Below are 18,004 nucleotides of genomic sequence, written 5' to 3'. Positions count from 1 at the left end.
GCTCCGTTTTTACTTTAATCATATGATATGCTTTTAGTTATTACTCTTACCAAAAATCTCTTCTTGCAAACGACGACCTGTCGGTGTTGCTGCAAGGCCACCTTCTGCTGTTTCACGAAGTGCTACTGGCATCGTTTGTCCAATTCTAAACATCGCCTCAATGACTTCATCACATGGAATTGTACTAGTTACACCAGCTAATGATAAATCAGCTGAAATCATGGCATTCGCAGCTCCTGCTGCATTACGTTTTACACAAGGTACTTCTACAAGCCCTGCAACAGGATCACATACTAAACCAAGCATATTCTTTAATGAAATCGCCATCGCTGTAGCTGCTTGATCTTGTGTTCCACCAGCCATCTCAACTGCTGCTGCAGCTGCCATTCCACTTGCTGAACCTACTTCAGCTTGGCAACCACCTGCCGCGCCAGAAATACAAGCATTATTCGCAACAACCATACCGAAAGCTCCTGCTGTAAATAAAAATTCAATCATTTCTTCGCGTGTCGGCTGTAATTTTTCTTGCAATGCAAACAGTACACCTGGCACTGTTCCAGCAGACCCTGCTGTTGGTGTTGCACAAATAATTCCCATCGCCGCATTTACTTCATTTGTCGCAACAGCTTTACTCACTGCGTCCAAAATCGTATCTCCAGATAAGCCTTTTCCACTCTGCATATACGCTTGGACTTTCACAGCATCCCCGCCAGTTAAACCAGTCGGTGATTTTACACCACGAATACCGCGTTCTACTGCTTGTTCCATCACGACTAAGTTCTTTTCCATTCCAGCAATTACTTCTTCACGTGAGATATTTCTTGTTTGCATTTCACATTGAATCATAATTTCTGCGATTTTTACATTTTGCTCTTTAGCTTGCGCCACTAGTTCCGCTGCGTTCCGAAACATGGTGTGTCCCCCCTGCAATTAATCCATAATAGTTACTTGACAAATATTTTGTTGCCCATTTATTTCCGCAATTACTTCATCTGCTAATAATTCATCTGTTTCAATGACCATAAGCGCTCTTCTTCCTTTTTCTTTACGAGAAACACTCATTGTACTTATGTTAATCTCATGCTTAGCAAGGATTGAAGCTACAGCTGCGATAGCACCAAAGCGATCGTTATTTACAATAAGTAGTGCTGGACTCGTGCCTGTTAATTGAAGATCGAATCCGTTTAATTCTACAACTTCAATTTTACCGCCACCAATTGAGCAAGCAACAACTTCAATTTCCTCTTCACCTTTATACAGACGAATTTTCGCTGTATTTGGATGCGGAGCATTTGCATCTTCTTCAATGAATTCCACTTCAATCCCGCGTTCTTTTGCAATATCTAACGCACTTGGAATACGTAAATCATCTGTTTCAAATCCTAGTATTCCACCGATTAGCGCTACATCCGTACCGTGACCACGGTATGTTTTTGCAAATGAACCATATAATGAAATGCTAACTCTCTCTGGTTCATGACGAAACAGCTGACGAGCAACTTGCCCCATTCTTGCCGCGCCTGCTGTATGTGAACTTGATGGACCAATCATAACCGGACCAATAATATCAAACACTGAGCGATACTTCATCATAACTCCCCCTAAACCTCTATGAAAAAATTATTTACTATTCTATTAAGCTACCGAATCGGTTGCTGTTCCAGTCGTACCACGAATTTGTTCCGCTGTAAGAATTGGATAGTTTTTGAATAACAGTGAAGCAATATATCCTGAAATAATACCAGTTATAATAATAAATAAGAAACTTAGCATTACCTGCATTTAAAAATAATATAAGATAGTCCATAATAAAGTCTGGTAGCAATCCAAAGTTTAACACAGAACCCCTTACAAGCATAGCATAAACAAGTGAAACTCCCATTGCTTTCATACCTTTTGATGTTTTAAAGCTAAAAAGTGAAAAAAGACTTAGTACAAATAATAGTAATATCCTTCCTATTATAATTTCCATGTTGCTCTCTCACGATTTAGTCAACTTCACTTGTTATGACAAATGGCTAAAACGCATGTAGCCTACAATAAAGTGAAACTTTAATCAGTGGGGGTTTTGTCCATCCCCCACTGATTATTAGCCCACACCAATCGGGCTTTTACGGGCAGTTATCTCCCACCTAACTTCCTCGCATTCGCCGAATTCTGAGGTGGGAGTCTTACTGTCCGCAAATAGCGGGATAAATTATAATCTGCCCTCATTATAGCTTGTTTTTAATAAAACGCTTACTTTTAATGAATTTTAAAAGTTCTGAATAAAAATCCGTTTTTGCTACTTGTACCACTCGTATGTCGTCTGACTTATATAACAGTTTTTCTAAATGATCGGTATTATGTATTTTTACCCTATATCTTCACATCATTAAAACTTTCTGTTTCATCCTATATAAAAATAAAATGATAACAGTTTTATTTTTAATTTTTTTTAGAAATAAAAAAAATGGCAACCTATCGTCACCATTTTTTCACAACATTATTATCTGTCTACTGGAAATGATTTTAAATCCGTAGCTATTTCTGTATTAGAAAATAGCTCTCTTGCCTCTTTCAATAATTCCTTATATGTATCTCCTTGATAACGAGAACTAATATGAGTCAATATTAAGCGTTTTGCATTTGCCTGAAGTGCAATACTCGCAGCTTGCTTAGATGTGGAATGAAAATAATCATACGCTTGTTGTTCATCTTCTGCCGCAAAAGTTGCTTCATGAACAAGTACGTCAGCATCTTGCGCAAGCTCTCTACTCGCTTCGCAATATCGTGTATCGCCTAAAATTGTAATAACTCTTCCTTTTTGAGGCGGGCCAATAAAATCTTTTCCATCTAACACTGTGCCATTCTCTAATTCAACTACTTCACCATCTTTTAAGCGTTTAAAAACTGGACCAGGTTTCACACCCATTCCCAGTAACTTATCCACTAAAAGAGCTCCCTGTATATCTTTCTCTACAATTCGATATCCGAAACATTCAATTCCATGTGATAACCTTTTTGTTTCTACACAAAATTCATTATCCTCAAACACAATACCTTCTTCCGTAATCTCAACGATTTCAAGCGGATATTTAACATGTGTCGTACTTACTGATAATGCCACTTCAATAAATTGTTTAATTCCTTTTGGTCCATACACTGTTAAAGGTGTAGTCCCTCCTTGAAACGAACGGCTTCCTAATAAACCAGGCAACCCAAAAATATGATCACCATGTAAATGCGTAATAAATATTTTTTCAATGCGGCGTGGACGTACTGATGTATGTAATATTTGATGTTGCGTCGCCTCGCCACAATCAAATAACCAAGTCTGTCCTCGTTCTTCTAGCAATTGCAGAGCAATTGCTGAAACATTCCTTCCTTTCGAAGGAACACCTGCACCAGTTCCTAAAAATACAAATTCCACTTTCTTTCCTCCAGCTCTTTATATAATCTATCTTTCATCTTACGGAATGTTATTTCAAATGGCAAATCGAATTTACATAACCAATCATCTAGACAACTATATAACACGAACGTTATACTCGAAAAATTTAGCTATCGTTCGTGTTTTATGGTAAAATGATTATACTACATTTTAAGGGAGCGTTTTATTATGAAAGAAGCATTTCGTTTACAAACTGATTTTTCATCTTCATTTGATCGCTGGGTAAGTTCTTTCGTTTCTGATCACCCAGCACAATTAGAATGGACGACTTTAAAAGAATTAATCCATGAATATACAACAACACATACAAATGATTCGTTACCAACATATATTTCTTCAGCTTTAACATATTACGCACAACGCGTTTCAACAACAAACAGTTCAGAAATTGTTATTTTTGAAAATGCTACAATCTCATAATCTAAAATAAAAAAGCACTGATTACAGTGCTTTTTATTTATGTTCATTAAAGTATTTATTTTCCCGCCTTATTTCAAAAACTCCGCTTATTTCCTACTATATAGCCATCATAAATCTATTTGATTTTTCGAAAAAATAGATTAAAAAGATATTGACACTACGATTTTACAGTGCTAACATTCAACTTGTAATTGAATATGGTCTCTGTTAGGTGAGGCTCCTGTATAGAGAAACGCTGCTGCCCAAAAATGTCGAGAGACGCCAATGGGTCAACAGGAAAGGTCGGAATGAAGGCCTTTCTTAACGTAGCTGGTTTCAGTACCTATGCTATACAGTGCTAAAACTCAACGAGGGAGAGGTGCGTATGTTTTGTCATACACAAAAACTGTTTTTATCTATGTTTACTAACAGTCTTTGTTGTTGACTCTTTTTGACTACGAATTCAGACCTTTACTCGTTTTGAGTAAAGGTCTTTTTTATGTCTTTATGCACCTTACTATGAAACAAACATAGCATATTCAGAAACTACTAATTGTACGGAGGTGAGGAACAGTGGCAAGTGATGATTCGGCCCAGATACCCATATGTTTTACATTAATATTTCACCATGTAGGTAGGAAAGAAGCTGTTCCTCCCAATTTTAAATAGTCGAGTAACAGATTGTTTCCTCCTTCATGAAAGAGGAGGAACTACCAATGTTAAATTTACAAAGACAAGAAACAAAGCATGCTTACGATCAAGATAGCATGAAAGCAAATAACGAATTATTAGTGGAAGTTGCAACACAGGATGTAAACTCTGCGTTAAAACTCTTAGAAACAACACAAGATGGTCTCTCTAAACAAGAAGCGTCTCGTAGACTTTCTTTATACGGTCCGAACGAAATTGCTCATAATAAAACATTGCCATGGTATATTCAATTTCTGCTGGCATTTAAAAATCCATTTATTTTTGTTTTGTTAGCTCTTGGAGCACTCTCTTTTTTCACAGATGATATACAAGGAACAATTGTCGTATCTGTAATGGTACTGCTAAGTGCAACGATTCGCTTTTTACAAGAATTCCGCTCTCAGAAAGCGGCGGATAAGTTAAAGGCTATGGTTCGAACAACTGCGAGTGTCTTTAGAATAGATGGATTTGTACACGAAACAAAAAACGTAACAAATTTAAATCGAAATTACACAACAGAAATTCCAATTGAAGAACTTGTACCTGGCGATATTATTTCACTTTCAGCTGGTGATATCGTGCCAGCTGATGTGCGTATTTTATCCGCAAAAGATTTATTTGTTAATCAGTCTTCTTTAACCGGGGAAGCACTTCCTGTAGAAAAATACGAAAACTGCTACCATACGGAAAATAAACATATATTACCGAAAAACATGAAAAAAAATTACAATCCGCTCGATATGGAAAACCTTTGCTTTATGGGTACAAATATTGTTAGCGGTAGCGCAAAAGCTGTTGTTGTTTCAACTAGTACGGATACGTATTTCGGCTCTTTAGCAAAAAAGGTTATCGGAAAACGTGCAGAAACAAGCTTTGATAAAGGCGTAAACAAAGTAAGTTGGCTCTTAATCACATTCATGCTTATTATGGCACCCATTGTCCTTCTCATTAATGGATTCACAAAAGGAGATTGGCAAGAAGCTTTCTTCTTTGCTATTGCTGTTGCAGTTGGTCTTACACCTGAAATGCTGCCAATGATTGTAACTGCTAATTTAGCTAAAGGTGCCGTTAACATGTCTAAACAAAAAGTAATTGTAAAACAGCTCAACTCTATCCAAAACTTAGGTGCTATGAACATTCTTTGCACAGATAAAACTGGAACTTTAACAGAAGATAAAGTTGTCCTAGTTCGTCATTTAGATCCTAACGGAAATGAATGCGATCGTGTATTACACTTTGCCTATTTAAATAGCTTCTATCAAACGGGATTGAAAAATTTAATAGATAAAGCTGTTATTGAACATACAGAGGAAAACCATAAATTTGATCCATCAGCTTTTCAAAAGCTAGATGAAATTCCATTCGATTTTGCTCGTCGTCGTATGTCTGTCATCGTGAAAGATATTTCAGGTGAACATACAATGGTTTGTAAAGGTGCCGTAGAAGAAATTTTATCAATCTGTAATTACACTGAAGTTGATGGGCAAATTGTCCCTCTCACTGAAGAAATGAGAGCAAATGTAAAACATCTTAGCGAAACTTTAAATAGTGAAGGAATGCGTGTCATCGCTGTAGCATACAAGAAAGATAACAAACCTTATCATAAAGCTTATGCAGTACAAGATGAATCCGCTATGATCCTTACTGGATATATCGGCTTTTTAGATCCACCAAAACCATCTGCTGCTTCTGCAATTCAAGCATTGCAAAAACACGGCGTACAAGTGAAAATCTTAACTGGTGATAACGAAATTGTTACAAGAAAGGTTTGTAAAGACGTTGGATTAAATATAGGAGAGCCTGTCCTCGGTTACGAAATCGATTCTTTACCAGATAAAGCATTAGCAAAACTGGCAGAAGAAACAACAGTGTTCGCAAAACTAAATCCAATGCAAAAATCTCGTATTATTCACGTATTACAAGGTAATGGTCATACTGTAGGTTACATGGGCGATGGCATTAACGATGCCGTGGCATTACGTGAAGCTGACGTTGGAATATCTGTTGATACCGCTACCGATATCGCAAAAGAATCTTCTGATATTATTTTACTCGAAAAAAGTTTAACTATATTAGAAGCAGGTATTTTAGAGGGACGTACTACGTTCGGCAATATTTTAAAATATATCAAAATGACGGCGAGCTCTAACTTCGGAAATGTATTTAGTGTATTAATAGCAAGTGCTTTCATTCCATTTTTACCGATGCTTGCAATTCATCTCTTAATTCAAAACTTACTTTATGATATTTCACAGCTTTCAATTCCATGGGATAAAATGGATAAGGAATTTCTAGAGAAGCCTAGAAAATGGGATACTGCAAACTTGCGTAACTTCATTATTTGCATCGGTCCAATTAGCTCTATATTCGATATTATCACATTCGTTGTCATGTGGAATGTATTCGGTGCAAATACACCTGGAGAACAATCACTATTCCAATCTGGTTGGTTTGTCGTCGGGTTACTAACTCAAACATTAATTGTCCATATGATCAGAACACAGAAAATTCCGTTTATTCAAAGTACAGCATCAATACCAGTTCTTGTATTAACCGCTTGTATTATGGCAATCGGAATTTACATTCCATTCTCACCACTTGGTGCAGCAATTGGTTTACAAGCATTACCACTAAGCTATTTCCCGTGGCTCATAGGAATATTATTAGGCTATGCTTTCTTAACACAATTCCTGAAAAAGCTTTATATTAAAAAATTCCATAGCTGGTTGTAAAAATGAGAATGAGTGGGTATTTCTCACTCATTCTCAAAAAATATAACATGTACTTATATGTATGGAGGTGACCATGATGATATGGTATGACATCGTATTAAGGTTATTTATAGCAATTATTGTAGGAGCTTGCATCGGAATGGAAAGACAATGGAGACATCGAATGGCTGGTTTGCGGACAAATGCTCTCGTATCACTTGGCGCCTGTATATTTGTTTTATTATCCGTCATGCTTGATCATGATGCTAGTCCATCACGCATCGCCGCTCAAGTTGTTAGTGGTATTGGCTTTTTAGGAGGCGGTGTTATTATTCGTGACGGTTTTAGTATTAGAGGGTTAAATACAGCGGCAACTTTATGGTGTGCAGCTGCTGTTGGTACTCTTACAGGTGCTGGCTTCCTCGTTGCAGCTATGCTAGGTGCAGCCGGCGTCTTACTAGCAAATATACTACTACGCCCAATCGCTCTATTTATGAATAATAAATCAAAAGAAGATTTACCCGAGCAAACAAACTACTTACTTTCTCTTACTTGTTCAGAAGAAAATGAAGCACACATTCGTTTTCTTCTCATGCACATGGTAAGTTCTGAAGGTATCGGTTTAAAAGAATTGTACAGTGAAGACGTTGATTCTAACCAAAAAGTATGTATACAAGCTACATTACATTGCAATACAAATGCAGCTGTCTTAATTGAAAAAATAGTAAGTAGAATGCTTTTAGAATCTGGTGTTACTGCCGCGGGGTGGAAGACAACACTAGACTTAGAAGCAAGTTAAATCATAAAGGTGTCATGAATAAAACAAAAGGTTTAATATTCATGACACCTTCTGTTTTATTTTCAAGTTATTAGCAACTGCTAGGAATAACTAAAAGTAATCCATACTCATTCAATCTTTTTGTTTCAACTTAGTACGGGGCTAAAAAAGAAGGGTTTAAATCTCTAAAACCTTCTACATAAACTTATTTTCTAATTTTTGCTGAAACGACTTTTCTTGCTTACGCAATAATTGACTACCTCTCTGTAAAAGAGGTGTTCCATACTTTTCATTAATTTGATCAATAACAGCAAGTAACGGCTCTTCTTTCGCATCTTCTTCGAATGAAAACAAATCTAACTGTTTCACTGATTCTGTCTTCCACTCTAATTCAGTAGCTGTAACACCTAACAGACGAACAGAATCACCATCCCAGTGTTGCTTCCATAAACGTGATGCTGATTGGAAAATAACCCGTTCTTCCCATATTGCATTTTTCAATTGTTTACTCCGTGTTACCGTGCGACGATCATGGTATTTAATCATAATTTGAATGTTATAACTAACGAGAGTTCGTTTTTGTAGCCTTTTGCTTACTGATTTCGATAATCTTTCTAACATATCAAGTAATTCTTTTTCTTCGTCCATATCCTTTGAGAAAGTCATCGAATTTCCAACGCTTTTATGTTGTCCCATTTGATTCGGATCAACTTCCCTGTCATCCATACCTTTTGCACGTTTTTGTAAATCAACACCGTGCTTTCCAATTTTAGCGCGAATGATATGCTCGTCTCCTTTTGCTAACTGTTCAATTGTATGTATATGAATGTCTTTTAGTTTTTCAGCTGTTTTCTCTCCGATTCCATGCATCTCTGCAACTGATCGTGGCCAAATAATTTCTGGGATATCACGTTTTCGAAGTACTGTAATTCCAAGAGGTTTTTTCATATCTGAAGCAGTCTTTGCTAGGAAAAGGTTTGGGGCAATCCCAATGCTACATGGAAGCTGTAACTCTGTTAGTAACGCTTGTTGAATCATCTTCGCTATTTCAAGAGGCGAACCGAGCGCATAGCAATCTGTAATATCTAAATACCCTTCATCTATAGAAAACGGTTGTATTTTTTCTGTAAAACGGGAAAGAATTTGAAACATTTGAAATGAAGCTTCTCGATATAATGTAAAATTAGGGTGCCTCACAACTAATTGCGGGCATAATCGCTTCGCTTCCCATAGAGGCATCGTCGTACGTATTCCATATTCTCTCGCCTCATAACTACATGTTATGATAATCCCTTTTCTCTCTTTTTCATTCCCCGCAATCGCTAATGGCTTTCCTTGTAATGATGGGTCATGAGCAATTTCAACAGATGCGAAAAAGCAATTCATATCTACATGTAAAATGACACGACCATTTTTCGGATACATTTCTCGCATACTACTCACCCCTCAAAGAACATTTGTTCCTTCATTATATCAAATTTCTTTACACTTTATAATAATTATGGGCTTTTCTCTATCTATTTTTTGTTATACTGTACGTAACAAATGGATATTATTGTAAAGGAGATGAATCGTTATGAAACAACATAATAAACTCAATTATGTATTTATTATTATTATAGTAATCCTTGCGATTAATTATTTGTTACTTCCCCTTTTTAACATTAACATTTACGCTTTAGGAATCTTCTCTCATTTCATACGTTTTACAACAACTTATGTACTTCCGTGGGTCTTCTTATATTGGCTTATCCGCCTTGTGAAAGCAATTGAATCAAAATAAAAAAAGACGTGTAAACCATAATTGGTTCACGCGTCTTTTTTTATTACTTACTTCGCTACTTCTTCAATAATAGCTACAACTAATTCTGCTGTTTTCGCTAATTCTTCAACAGGAATTTTTTCATTTGTTGTATGAATTTCTTCATAACCAACTGCTAAGTTAACTGTTGGGATACCATGTCCTGCGATTACGTTCGCATCACTTCCGCCACCACTTTGGTGAAGAGAAGGCGTACGACCAATGTTTTCAGCTGCACGTTTCGCAACTTCTACAACGTGATCGCCAGCAGCAAACTTAAATCCTGGATACATAACGTTTACTTCAACGTCTGCATGACCACCCATTTCTTTTGCAGTTGTTTCAAATGCTTCTTTCATTTTTGCAACTTGTGCTTCCATTTTCTCATTTATTAAAGAACGAGCTTCTGCAAAGATTTGAACATGATCGCAAACGATATTTGTTTGTGTACCACCTTCAAAACGTCCAATATTTGCAGTTGTTTCAGAATCGATACGACCAAGTGGCATCTTTGCGATTGCTTTTGCTGCGATAGTAATTGCAGATACACCTTTTTCTGGTGCTACGCCAGCATGAGCTGTTTTCCCGCGAATAATCGCATTCACTTTCGCTTGTGTTGGCGCTGCAACTACAATTTCACCAACTTTTCCATCACTATCTAATGCATAACCATATTTTGCTGTAATGCGCTCGCGGTCTAACGCTTTTGCACCAATAAGACCAGATTCTTCTCCAACTGTAATAATAAATTCAATTTTACCATGAGGAATGTTTTTCTCTTTTAAGACACGAATCGCTTCAAACATAGATGCTAATCCAGCTTTGTCATCGGCTCCTAAAATTGTAGTACCATCTGATACGATATATCCATCTTTAATAGAAGGCTTAATTCCATTACCAGGAACTACTGTATCCATATGAGAAGTGAAATAAATTGTATCAACACCGTCTTTTGTTGCTGGTAAAGTACAAATTAAGTTACCTGCACCATGACCAGTCACACCCATCGTGTCATCCTCAAATACTTCTACACCTAAAGCAGTAAATTTCTCTGTTAACACTTTGCAAATTTCTGCTTCAAATTTCGTTTCAGAATCTACTTGTACTAACTCCATAAATTCATTTACTAAACGTTCTTGATTAATCATAAGACTGCGCCTCCTGCACTACCATTATGTATGTAACAACATTAATTATAACAGAATTTCGCAAAAGTTTCGAAATACAAGACAAAAAACAGATGGTTAACACATCTAGATACCCATCTGCCTTCTATTACTCGTTTAACAATACCCAGCGCATATGATCTTCCCAGATGCCATTTACCATTAGCATTTTTCGAGATACACCTTCATATTGAAATCCTATCTTCGTCACTACTTGTATAGATGCTAAATTTCGTGGCATAATTGGTGCTTCTATACGATGTAAATGAAATTCTTCAAAGGTAACTTGAATTGCTTTTCTAAGCGCTTCTGTTGTGTAACCTTTATTCAATTCTTCCTTATCTAATTTATAACCGAGTACACAAGATTGATAAATTCCGCGAACAATTAGATTAAATGAAATACATCCAATAATTTTTGTATCATCACCCTTTTTAAAAATCCAAAGCCTGATAATCTTGCCTTCCGCGAACTCTTTTCTATCCTTTTGTAACTTTTTCTTTTGATAATCTAACGTGAAAAAACCCTCCGGTCTATACTCTTCCCACGCTTTTAAAAATTCACGATTTTTGTCGTAATATTGAAGAACTTTTTCCGCATACGACTCATCAATTTCTCTTAAATGTAAACGATCTGTCTCGTATATTTTCATCATTGTATCTCCATTCTTCAGCTTGCATAACAAAAAATTAATAATCTATCTTTTAACATATTCTCTACGTATGCTCAAATTCCCTGTAATATTTTGCACCCCCTTCCCGAATTTTGTCCTTTCTCTCCCCTTGTCCACAATTTCATTTCTCGTTACAATGAAATTGTACTGATTTGCAAGGAGGTTTAACGATGCATAAAAAAGCTCAAAAAATTATGGTTTATATAATGTTAATTTCTATGCTTGTAACAACATTACTTACTGGCGCAAGTATGTTTTGGTAAAAAGGACGATTCACTCGTCCTTTTTTTACTGCTTACACATACAAAATAGACCATCTCGAAATCGAGATAGTCTATCTTGTAATGAATATTTTATTTTATATATATTACAATTGCTACAATGCTAAAGGAAAAGACCATTACAAGTGCTATTACAAAACTTGTATATTGTTTCTGCTGAAATGCCCCAATAACAAAAGTAAGATTGAGTAATGCCATAAATACAATCGCTACAACGTAAGAACATATATTAAAAGTTGCCAATATGAATGTAATAACAAATAGAAAACCAACACAAAACTGCATGTAAGAAATTTTTGGATTTAAATACATATGAGCAACCCCTTTACTCAATTATCTTTATATATTCTCATTAACGCATGGTTATGTACACATGTCAAGACAACTTATAATAAAAGAAAAAGCCAACCGTTTCGTTGACTTTTCCAAATACTATGGCCCCTTTTTCCTTCGCCAATTGCTGAAATGTTTTTTTCGATTTCACAATCGATACTTTTGTTCCAATTGGAATACGATCAAACAAATATTCCACATCATGTTTCTTCATTCTTATACATCCTTGCGAAATATATTTTCCAATTGAACTAGGCTGGTTTGTCCCGTGTATCCCATACTTACTTCCATCCGTTCCTCTTGCATTAAATCCCATCCACCTCGATCCAAGTGGATTTTTTGGAGAGCCCCCAGGAATATCCTTCGCAATATAATAGGGATCCTTCGCCTTCAATACAATGTCAAAGGTTCCTTCTGGGGTTAATTCATTTGTTTTTCCTGTCGCTACTGGAAAAACCTTTTGGATCTTCCCATCATCGATGTAAGCTAGTTTATTCGTTGCTTTATTTACAATTATAAAAGGATCTCCAGCACGTGGGTTATCACCAAGAGGCCAGATCGGTGATAGAGAAAGACATAATAATAAAGAAAGAAGATACGGCATATATAGTTCCTACCTTCTAAATAAGTTCTTTTATATTATCCTTTCCCCTAAAACGACTTTTAATGAGTAAATATTGCTCCATCTCATAAACAAGTTGAACAAGTTTTGCACGTATTTCAAATTCTTCTCGCGAGACTGGTAAAGGCATTTCTCTAAATACTTCTCGCATTTCTTGAAGTTGTCTTAACGAAATGACCCCTGTACTTTCAGGTCGAATAGAATTCCCTATATTTTCAATTACGTCTGCAATCATATCAGCTTGTTCATACGTCCAAGATAGTGATGCAGCTAATGGTATCATGCGCTCCAAAATTTCAAATTGTTGCATACGCATATCAAAATACCGATAATAATAGTCATCTTCACGCATAAATTCATTCTCAAGTTTTTTAAATGATAAATCTTTCGCTTCTTTCAGCATCATTTCTGTTTCAATTAATTCGGCCCCACTCCAATTACTATCTCGATTCCGTAAATAAACGACCATTTCAAACAAAATCGTTCTGAAATGCTCTTCTATTTTTCCTTGATACTCTTTCAGTTTATTCTCACTGCTTGGCATGTACATGTTTACTAATAAAGCAACACTAATTCCAATCGTTAATATAGCAATTTCATTACCAACTATAGACCATGTAATTTGCTTTAATGAATACAGATGCATAACGATAACCGAGCTCGTGACAATCCCTTCTTGAATTTTGCACATAACTGCAGTTGGAATAAAGGTAAGCAGTAATACGCTAATCGCTAGTGGTGTATAACCAATCGTTTCAAAAATACAAAACGCAAATACCATTGATAATACACAAGCTAAAAAACGGTGCAACGATACTTGAACTGATTTTCGTTTCGTATTTTGCACGCATAAAATGACTAAAATACCAGCTGAACTATAAAATTCTAATCCTAATAGCTGAGCAATAAAAACTGCAGCACCCGTTCCAAGCGCTGTTTTCACTGTTCTATATCCAATTTTAAACATATCATTACTCCTATATGTATAAACGTATTTAAAAATAGTATAAAAAAAGGATGACGCAATGTCATCCTTTTCTACCTATTATTCACGTACCCTTCACATATTACAATATCTTTTGCAAAAATTCTTTTGCACGGTCACTTTTTGGTGCTGTAAAAAACTCTTCCGGATTACTATCTTCTACGAGCTTTCCACCATCTAAAAAGAGAACACGGTCTGCTACTTCTTTTGCAAATCCCATTTCATGTGTAACGATTGCCATCGTCATTCCTGTCGTAACTAATGATTTCATAACTTCTAACACTTCTTTCACCATTTCTGGATCTAGCGCAGAGGTCGGTTCATCAAATAACATAACTTCCGGTTCCATCGCTAACGCTCTTGCAATTGCTACACGTTGCTTTTGTCCTCCTGAAAGACGATTTGGATATGAATCTTTCTTATCAAGCAGTCCTACTTTATCCAAAAGTTCCTGAGCCTTTTTCTCAGCCACTTGCTTCGTTACTCCTTTTACATTGATAGGAGCATACGTAATATTTTCTAATACAGTCATATGAGGGAATAAGTGAAAATGTTGAAATACCATTCCGACATTTTCACGAACATGCATAATATTTGTTTTCGGATTCGTTACTTCTTCCGTTCCAATCCAAATTTGACCATTTGTCGGTGCTTCTAGTACATTCATACAGCGTAAAAACGTTGACTTTCCAGATCCAGACGGTCCGATAATTGCAACAACTTCTCCTTTTTCAATCGTTGTTGTAATTCCTTTTAATACTTCATTTTTTCCAAATGACTTATGAAGGTTTTCAACTTTAATCACTTTTCTTCATTCTCCCTTCAATGGCTTTCCCGACTAATGTAAGAATAATGACTAACATATAATAAATAAGTCCAACAAACAGTAATGGTTCAAGATATTTAAACGTTTCACCGCCTACAATATAAGCACGGCGCATTAAATCTGTGGCTCCAATTACAGTTACTACAGCCGATTCTTTCGTAAGAGTCGCAAATTCATTTACAAGTGCTGGTAATATATTTTTTAAAGCTTGAGGAAAAATAATATTTTTCATCATTTTCCCGTAAGGAATCCCTAAAGCCATAGCTGCTTCTGTTTGTCCTTTATCAACCGCTTGAATGCCGGCACGAATTACTTCTGACATATATGCACCTGAATTTAAACTAAATGCAAGTACAGCTGCTAAAAAGGCTGGTATCTCATATCCAATCATTTGCGGAACACCGAAATAAATAATCATTAATTGTAATACTAGTGGTGTACCACGAAATATTGAAGTATATATATCTGCTGCAATATTTAATGCTCGTATTCTAGCAATTTTGCAAAGTGCTAATAACGTCCCTAAAATAAATCCTGCTAAAGCTGATGCAGCTACAATTTTTAATGTAACTTCTAAGCCCTTTAATATATATGGTATTGAAGGCGTAATTGCCGAAAAATCCAAATTCATCCTTTTCATTCCCCTCACAGAAAAGTGAAAGGCAGCTTATTTTCCGCTGCCAAACCATTTCTTAACTAATTTATCCATCTCTCCATTTTCTTGCATTTTCTTAATTACTTTATTAAATTCTTCTGTTTTATCACTATTTTTTGAAAGAGCAATTGCTGCCCCTACTTCTTCTGGAGCTTCTTGAATTTCAATTCCTTGTAGTTCTTTCATTTTTTCTAAATAATTTTTTGCAACCGTGTCTTCTATAATTGCAGCGTCAAAACGACCAGCTTTAATTTCTTGTACGATTTCTGGTATACGGTCACGTCCCTCAGCTTTGAAATCGACTTGTTTCTGAAATTCTTTTGCCTTTTCTTCTTGAATTGACCCTGTTTGTACCCCTACTTTTTTCCCTTTTAAATCTTCTAACGATTTAATATTAGAACCCTTTTTTGAAACGATCATATTTTTAGCAACAAAATATATATCTGTGAAATCAGCATTATTTTTACGCTCTGCAGTTGGCGTCATACCTGCCATAACGAAATCAACTTTTCCTGAATTAAGAGATGCTAATAATCCGCCGAAATCCATGTCTTTCACTTTCACTTCGTATCCAAGTTCTTTTCCGATATATTTGGCAATATCAACATCAAAGCCGATAATTTCATCACTTTTTGAAGCTTCCACGTATTCATACGGTTTATAGTCTGCTGAAGTCCCCATAACGAGTACTTTTTTATTTTTGCCATTCGCCTTTTCTTCCCCATTACTACAAGCACTGAACATACTTACAATTAAAATAAGTGCAAATGATATTGATAATAACTTCTTCATCTTTCTTCCCCCTAATAATGTATATTTAAAAGTTTAATAGAATATTTATTCGATGTTTGTATTGTATCAGCACTTTCATTTTTATGCAATATTTAAAATAAAAATAAATAAAAGAACAGCATTAAAGCTGTTGCCAATGCATAAAAACATGCATAAAACAACAACTTCCTGCATGTTTAATTATTTTAAAAACTAAATAAAAAAGGCGGTACACCCACTTGATTGTGGACGTACCGCCTTTTTTTCTTCCTTATAGTTCTTCGCAATTATCTTCGAAATAAGATTGTAGTTTTGCAATTACTTGCATTGGTTCATGACCTTCAATTTCATGACGTTCTACCATCGTTACAATTTTTCCATCTTTCAATAACGCAAATGATGGAGATGAAGGTGGATATCCTTCAAAATATTCACGAGCTCTTGCTGTTGCTTCTTTATCTTGACCCGCAAATACTGTTACAAGGTGGTTAGGGCGTTTATCATAATGTACGGAATGTGCAGCAGCAGGACGAGCAATGCCACCTGCACAACCACATACAGAGTTTACCATTACAAGTGTTGTACCATTTCTTTTAAATGCTTCTTCGACTGCTTCTGGTGTCGTCAATTCTGTATATCCCGCAGAGACAATCTCTTCACGCGCTTGACGGACAACATCATTCATAAAAAAGTTAAAGTTAATCAATCTTTTCCCTCCTCTAATTCTACCTATTTGTATCTTACCAGTTAATGTTTATGAAATACAAGTAAGTTTACTTGTATTTAGGCATAGAAAAGGTGTTAGAGCCCTTGCTCTAACACCTTTTTTTAATGGCCACGATGCTTTTGCTTTGCTTTTTGTACTTTAATTAAACGTCTTCTTTGTTTTTCAGCTTCTCGCTTCTCTTTAGACTGCACTTTCTTTTCTTGTTTATACAATTCATAAGATAAACTAATCGCTTCTTGTGCCTTAGTAAAACGTTTTACATTTACTTCTTTTGCCGCTTGTCGTATGATACGTTTTATATTTTTGGGACGCTGTTTTTCTTTCACTTCCACACCGCATTTTGCAACGTGCTGGAAATATGCTAACATTGGACCATTCACAAATATAAGTACTTCTTCATCTGAAGGTTCCATTCCAAAAATATACCTTGCTCCATACAATTTCCCTTTTTCTTTATGCATAATAATTCCTATGAAAAATTGACCATCGTGATATACTGTCAAATCCATTGACAGCCCCTCCTTTAAAAAAATTAGAAATACTGGACATCCCGGAGGGGAAGGTTACTGACATGAAATCATGCGTCTGGACTACCGACCAGAACTGTGTTTTTGTATCTCTTTCATTATATTATATCTTATTTCCCATAGCCTTTATATACTCCGTAATCATTTTTTTATGCGATCCTACAATATAATCAGGTAGCTCTGTTACCGGGAAGAATTTAAGCTGAACCGCTTCTTCTTTATTCATAACAAAATTCCCTTCGTATTCATCGGTATAATAGGCTGTCGTTACGGATTGAAACTCATCACCGTTTGTTAATTTTGAAAAATAGTTCGCTCCAGAAAATACATTGATTAATCGGAGGTTCTTTACTTCTATTCCTGTCTCTTCATATACTTCACGGTAAGCTGTTTCTTCTGGTGATTCACCAAGCTCCATTAGCCCGCCAGGCAACCCCCATTTTCCGTACGGCTCTGTTCTTTGCTGTAATAATACATATCCACTTTCATTTATAACGAGTACAACAGCACCAACTAAAATTAAAGGGCGATGACCAACTACTTTTCGTAATCCCTCTACATATCCCATCGTATCCCTCCTTTTTCGTTGTCCACACTATTGTATCATATGTATGAAACGACAAAAT

At 35.9% G+C, this 18,004-nt stretch carries 21 protein-coding genes and 1 riboswitch; of the genes, 5 read left to right on the top strand and 16 right to left on the bottom strand.

Annotation, left to right across the window (positions count from 1 at the left end; all coding sequences use genetic code 11):
• Window positions 1-33 precede the first annotated feature (33 nt).
• The 4 genes from sdaAA to rnz form a co-directional block, all read right to left on the bottom strand.
• The gene (sdaAA, locus tag ABH959_RS06185) at window positions 34-912 is read right to left on the bottom strand and encodes an L-serine ammonia-lyase, iron-sulfur-dependent, subunit alpha (RefSeq protein ID WP_002033842.1); all 879 of its coding nucleotides are present in this window, start codon (window positions 910-912) and stop codon (window positions 34-36) included.
• An 18-nt stretch (window positions 913-930) separates the two neighbouring features.
• Window positions 931-1,590 (bottom strand): L-serine ammonia-lyase, iron-sulfur-dependent subunit beta, encoded by a 660-nt coding sequence (sdaAB, locus tag ABH959_RS06180; RefSeq protein WP_002088527.1) that lies wholly within the window; start codon window positions 1,588-1,590, stop codon window positions 931-933.
• A 45-nt stretch (window positions 1,591-1,635) separates the two neighbouring features.
• The gene (locus tag ABH959_RS06175; RefSeq protein ID WP_002066987.1) at window positions 1,636-1,773 is read right to left on the bottom strand and encodes a hypothetical protein; all 138 of its coding nucleotides are present in this window, start codon (window positions 1,771-1,773) and stop codon (window positions 1,636-1,638) included.
• A 715-nt stretch (window positions 1,774-2,488) separates the two neighbouring features.
• Complete coding sequence (rnz, locus tag ABH959_RS06170; RefSeq protein ID WP_113937105.1) at window positions 2,489-3,412, bottom strand: ribonuclease Z; 924 nt, start codon at window positions 3,410-3,412, stop codon at window positions 2,489-2,491.
• A gap of 189 nt (window positions 3,413-3,601) precedes the next feature.
• On the opposite strand from rnz, the gene ABH959_RS06165 reads away from it, so the two are divergent.
• The 3 genes from ABH959_RS06165 (at window position 3,602) to ABH959_RS06155 (ending at window position 8,032) form a co-directional block, all read left to right on the top strand.
• Complete coding sequence (locus ABH959_RS06165) at window positions 3,602-3,853, top strand: DUF3932 family protein (protein ID WP_000656495.1); 252 nt, start codon at window positions 3,602-3,604, stop codon at window positions 3,851-3,853.
• Between the two features lie 196 nt (window positions 3,854-4,049).
• Window positions 4,050-4,217, top strand: a riboswitch (M-box (ykoK) riboswitch).
• A 331-nt stretch (window positions 4,218-4,548) separates the two neighbouring features.
• Window positions 4,549-7,254 (top strand): magnesium-translocating P-type ATPase, encoded by a 2,706-nt coding sequence (mgtA, locus tag ABH959_RS06160; RefSeq protein ID WP_404492383.1) that lies wholly within the window; start codon window positions 4,549-4,551, stop codon window positions 7,252-7,254.
• Between the two features lie 76 nt (window positions 7,255-7,330).
• Window positions 7,331-8,032 carry an MgtC/SapB family protein gene (locus ABH959_RS06155; protein ID WP_016096135.1) on the top strand — a complete coding sequence of 234 codons (702 nt, stop codon included), beginning with the start codon at window positions 7,331-7,333 and terminating at the stop codon, window positions 8,030-8,032.
• Window positions 8,033-8,206: 174 nt separating this feature from the next.
• On the opposite strand, the gene ABH959_RS06150 is transcribed toward ABH959_RS06155, so the two are convergent.
• Window positions 8,207-9,445 carry a DNA polymerase IV gene (locus ABH959_RS06150; RefSeq protein ID WP_219303511.1) on the bottom strand — a complete coding sequence of 413 codons (1,239 nt, stop codon included), beginning with the start codon at window positions 9,443-9,445 and terminating at the stop codon, window positions 8,207-8,209.
• Between the two features lie 142 nt (window positions 9,446-9,587).
• On the opposite strand from ABH959_RS06150, the gene ABH959_RS06145 reads away from it, so the two are divergent.
• Window positions 9,588-9,794, top strand: a complete 207-nt coding sequence (locus ABH959_RS06145) for a hypothetical protein (protein WP_000809197.1) — start codon at window positions 9,588-9,590, stop codon at window positions 9,792-9,794.
• 47 nt (window positions 9,795-9,841) lie between these two features.
• On the opposite strand, the gene ABH959_RS06140 is transcribed toward ABH959_RS06145, so the two are convergent.
• Both ABH959_RS06140 and ABH959_RS06135 read right to left on the bottom strand, forming a co-directional pair.
• Window positions 9,842-10,960, bottom strand: a complete 1,119-nt coding sequence (locus tag ABH959_RS06140; RefSeq protein WP_002015107.1) for a tripeptidase T — start codon at window positions 10,958-10,960, stop codon at window positions 9,842-9,844.
• Window positions 10,961-11,087: 127 nt separating this feature from the next.
• A complete protein-coding gene (locus ABH959_RS06135) occupies window positions 11,088-11,633 on the bottom strand; it encodes a GNAT family N-acetyltransferase (RefSeq protein ID WP_002015105.1) in 546 nt (181 codons plus the stop codon).
• A gap of 188 nt (window positions 11,634-11,821) precedes the next feature.
• Between ABH959_RS06135 and prli42 the strand changes: the two genes are divergently transcribed.
• On the top strand, window positions 11,822-11,914 hold the full coding sequence (gene prli42 / locus ABH959_RS06130; protein ID WP_000549036.1) for a stressosome-associated protein Prli42: 93 nt from the start codon (window positions 11,822-11,824) through the stop codon (window positions 11,912-11,914).
• Between the two features lie 90 nt (window positions 11,915-12,004).
• On the opposite strand, the gene ABH959_RS06125 is transcribed toward prli42, so the two are convergent.
• The 9 genes from ABH959_RS06125 to ABH959_RS06085 all read right to left on the bottom strand — a co-directional run bounded on the left by ABH959_RS06125 (window position 12,005) and on the right by ABH959_RS06085 (window position 17,946).
• Complete coding sequence (locus ABH959_RS06125) at window positions 12,005-12,244, bottom strand: DUF3894 domain-containing protein (protein WP_328010382.1); 240 nt, start codon at window positions 12,242-12,244, stop codon at window positions 12,005-12,007.
• A gap of 64 nt (window positions 12,245-12,308) precedes the next feature.
• The gene (locus ABH959_RS06120; RefSeq protein ID WP_002015103.1) at window positions 12,309-12,869 is read right to left on the bottom strand and encodes a L,D-transpeptidase; all 561 of its coding nucleotides are present in this window, start codon (window positions 12,867-12,869) and stop codon (window positions 12,309-12,311) included.
• A gap of 16 nt (window positions 12,870-12,885) precedes the next feature.
• Complete coding sequence (locus ABH959_RS06115) at window positions 12,886-13,854, bottom strand: aromatic acid exporter family protein (protein WP_219303512.1); 969 nt, start codon at window positions 13,852-13,854, stop codon at window positions 12,886-12,888.
• A 100-nt stretch (window positions 13,855-13,954) separates the two neighbouring features.
• Entirely contained in the window at window positions 13,955-14,677 is a 723-nt protein-coding gene (locus tag ABH959_RS06110) for an amino acid ABC transporter ATP-binding protein (protein ID WP_002165089.1), read from the bottom strand.
• The gene (locus ABH959_RS06105; RefSeq protein ID WP_002015099.1) at window positions 14,670-15,329 is read right to left on the bottom strand and encodes an amino acid ABC transporter permease; all 660 of its coding nucleotides are present in this window, start codon (window positions 15,327-15,329) and stop codon (window positions 14,670-14,672) included. The genes ABH959_RS06110 and ABH959_RS06105 overlap by 8 nt, the downstream gene beginning before the upstream one ends.
• A gap of 36 nt (window positions 15,330-15,365) precedes the next feature.
• A complete protein-coding gene (locus tag ABH959_RS06100) occupies window positions 15,366-16,145 on the bottom strand; it encodes a transporter substrate-binding domain-containing protein (protein WP_002015098.1) in 780 nt (259 codons plus the stop codon).
• A gap of 250 nt (window positions 16,146-16,395) precedes the next feature.
• A complete protein-coding gene (locus tag ABH959_RS06095; protein ID WP_002015097.1) occupies window positions 16,396-16,809 on the bottom strand; it encodes a BrxA/BrxB family bacilliredoxin in 414 nt (137 codons plus the stop codon).
• A gap of 143 nt (window positions 16,810-16,952) precedes the next feature.
• A complete protein-coding gene (locus tag ABH959_RS06090; RefSeq protein ID WP_113937100.1) occupies window positions 16,953-17,360 on the bottom strand; it encodes a YjdF family protein in 408 nt (135 codons plus the stop codon).
• Between the two features lie 121 nt (window positions 17,361-17,481).
• Window positions 17,482-17,946, bottom strand: a complete 465-nt coding sequence (locus ABH959_RS06085; RefSeq protein WP_404492382.1) for an NUDIX hydrolase — start codon at window positions 17,944-17,946, stop codon at window positions 17,482-17,484.
• Window positions 17,947-18,004 lie beyond the last annotated feature (58 nt).

This window comes from Bacillus sp. RC51 (assembly GCF_044908115.1).
Lineage (GTDB): Bacteria > Bacillota > Bacilli > Bacillales > Bacillaceae_G > Bacillus_A > Bacillus_A mycoides.
Note: the sequence above shows the minus strand (reverse complement) of the source record. Positions and strands in the feature narration are given on the sequence as shown.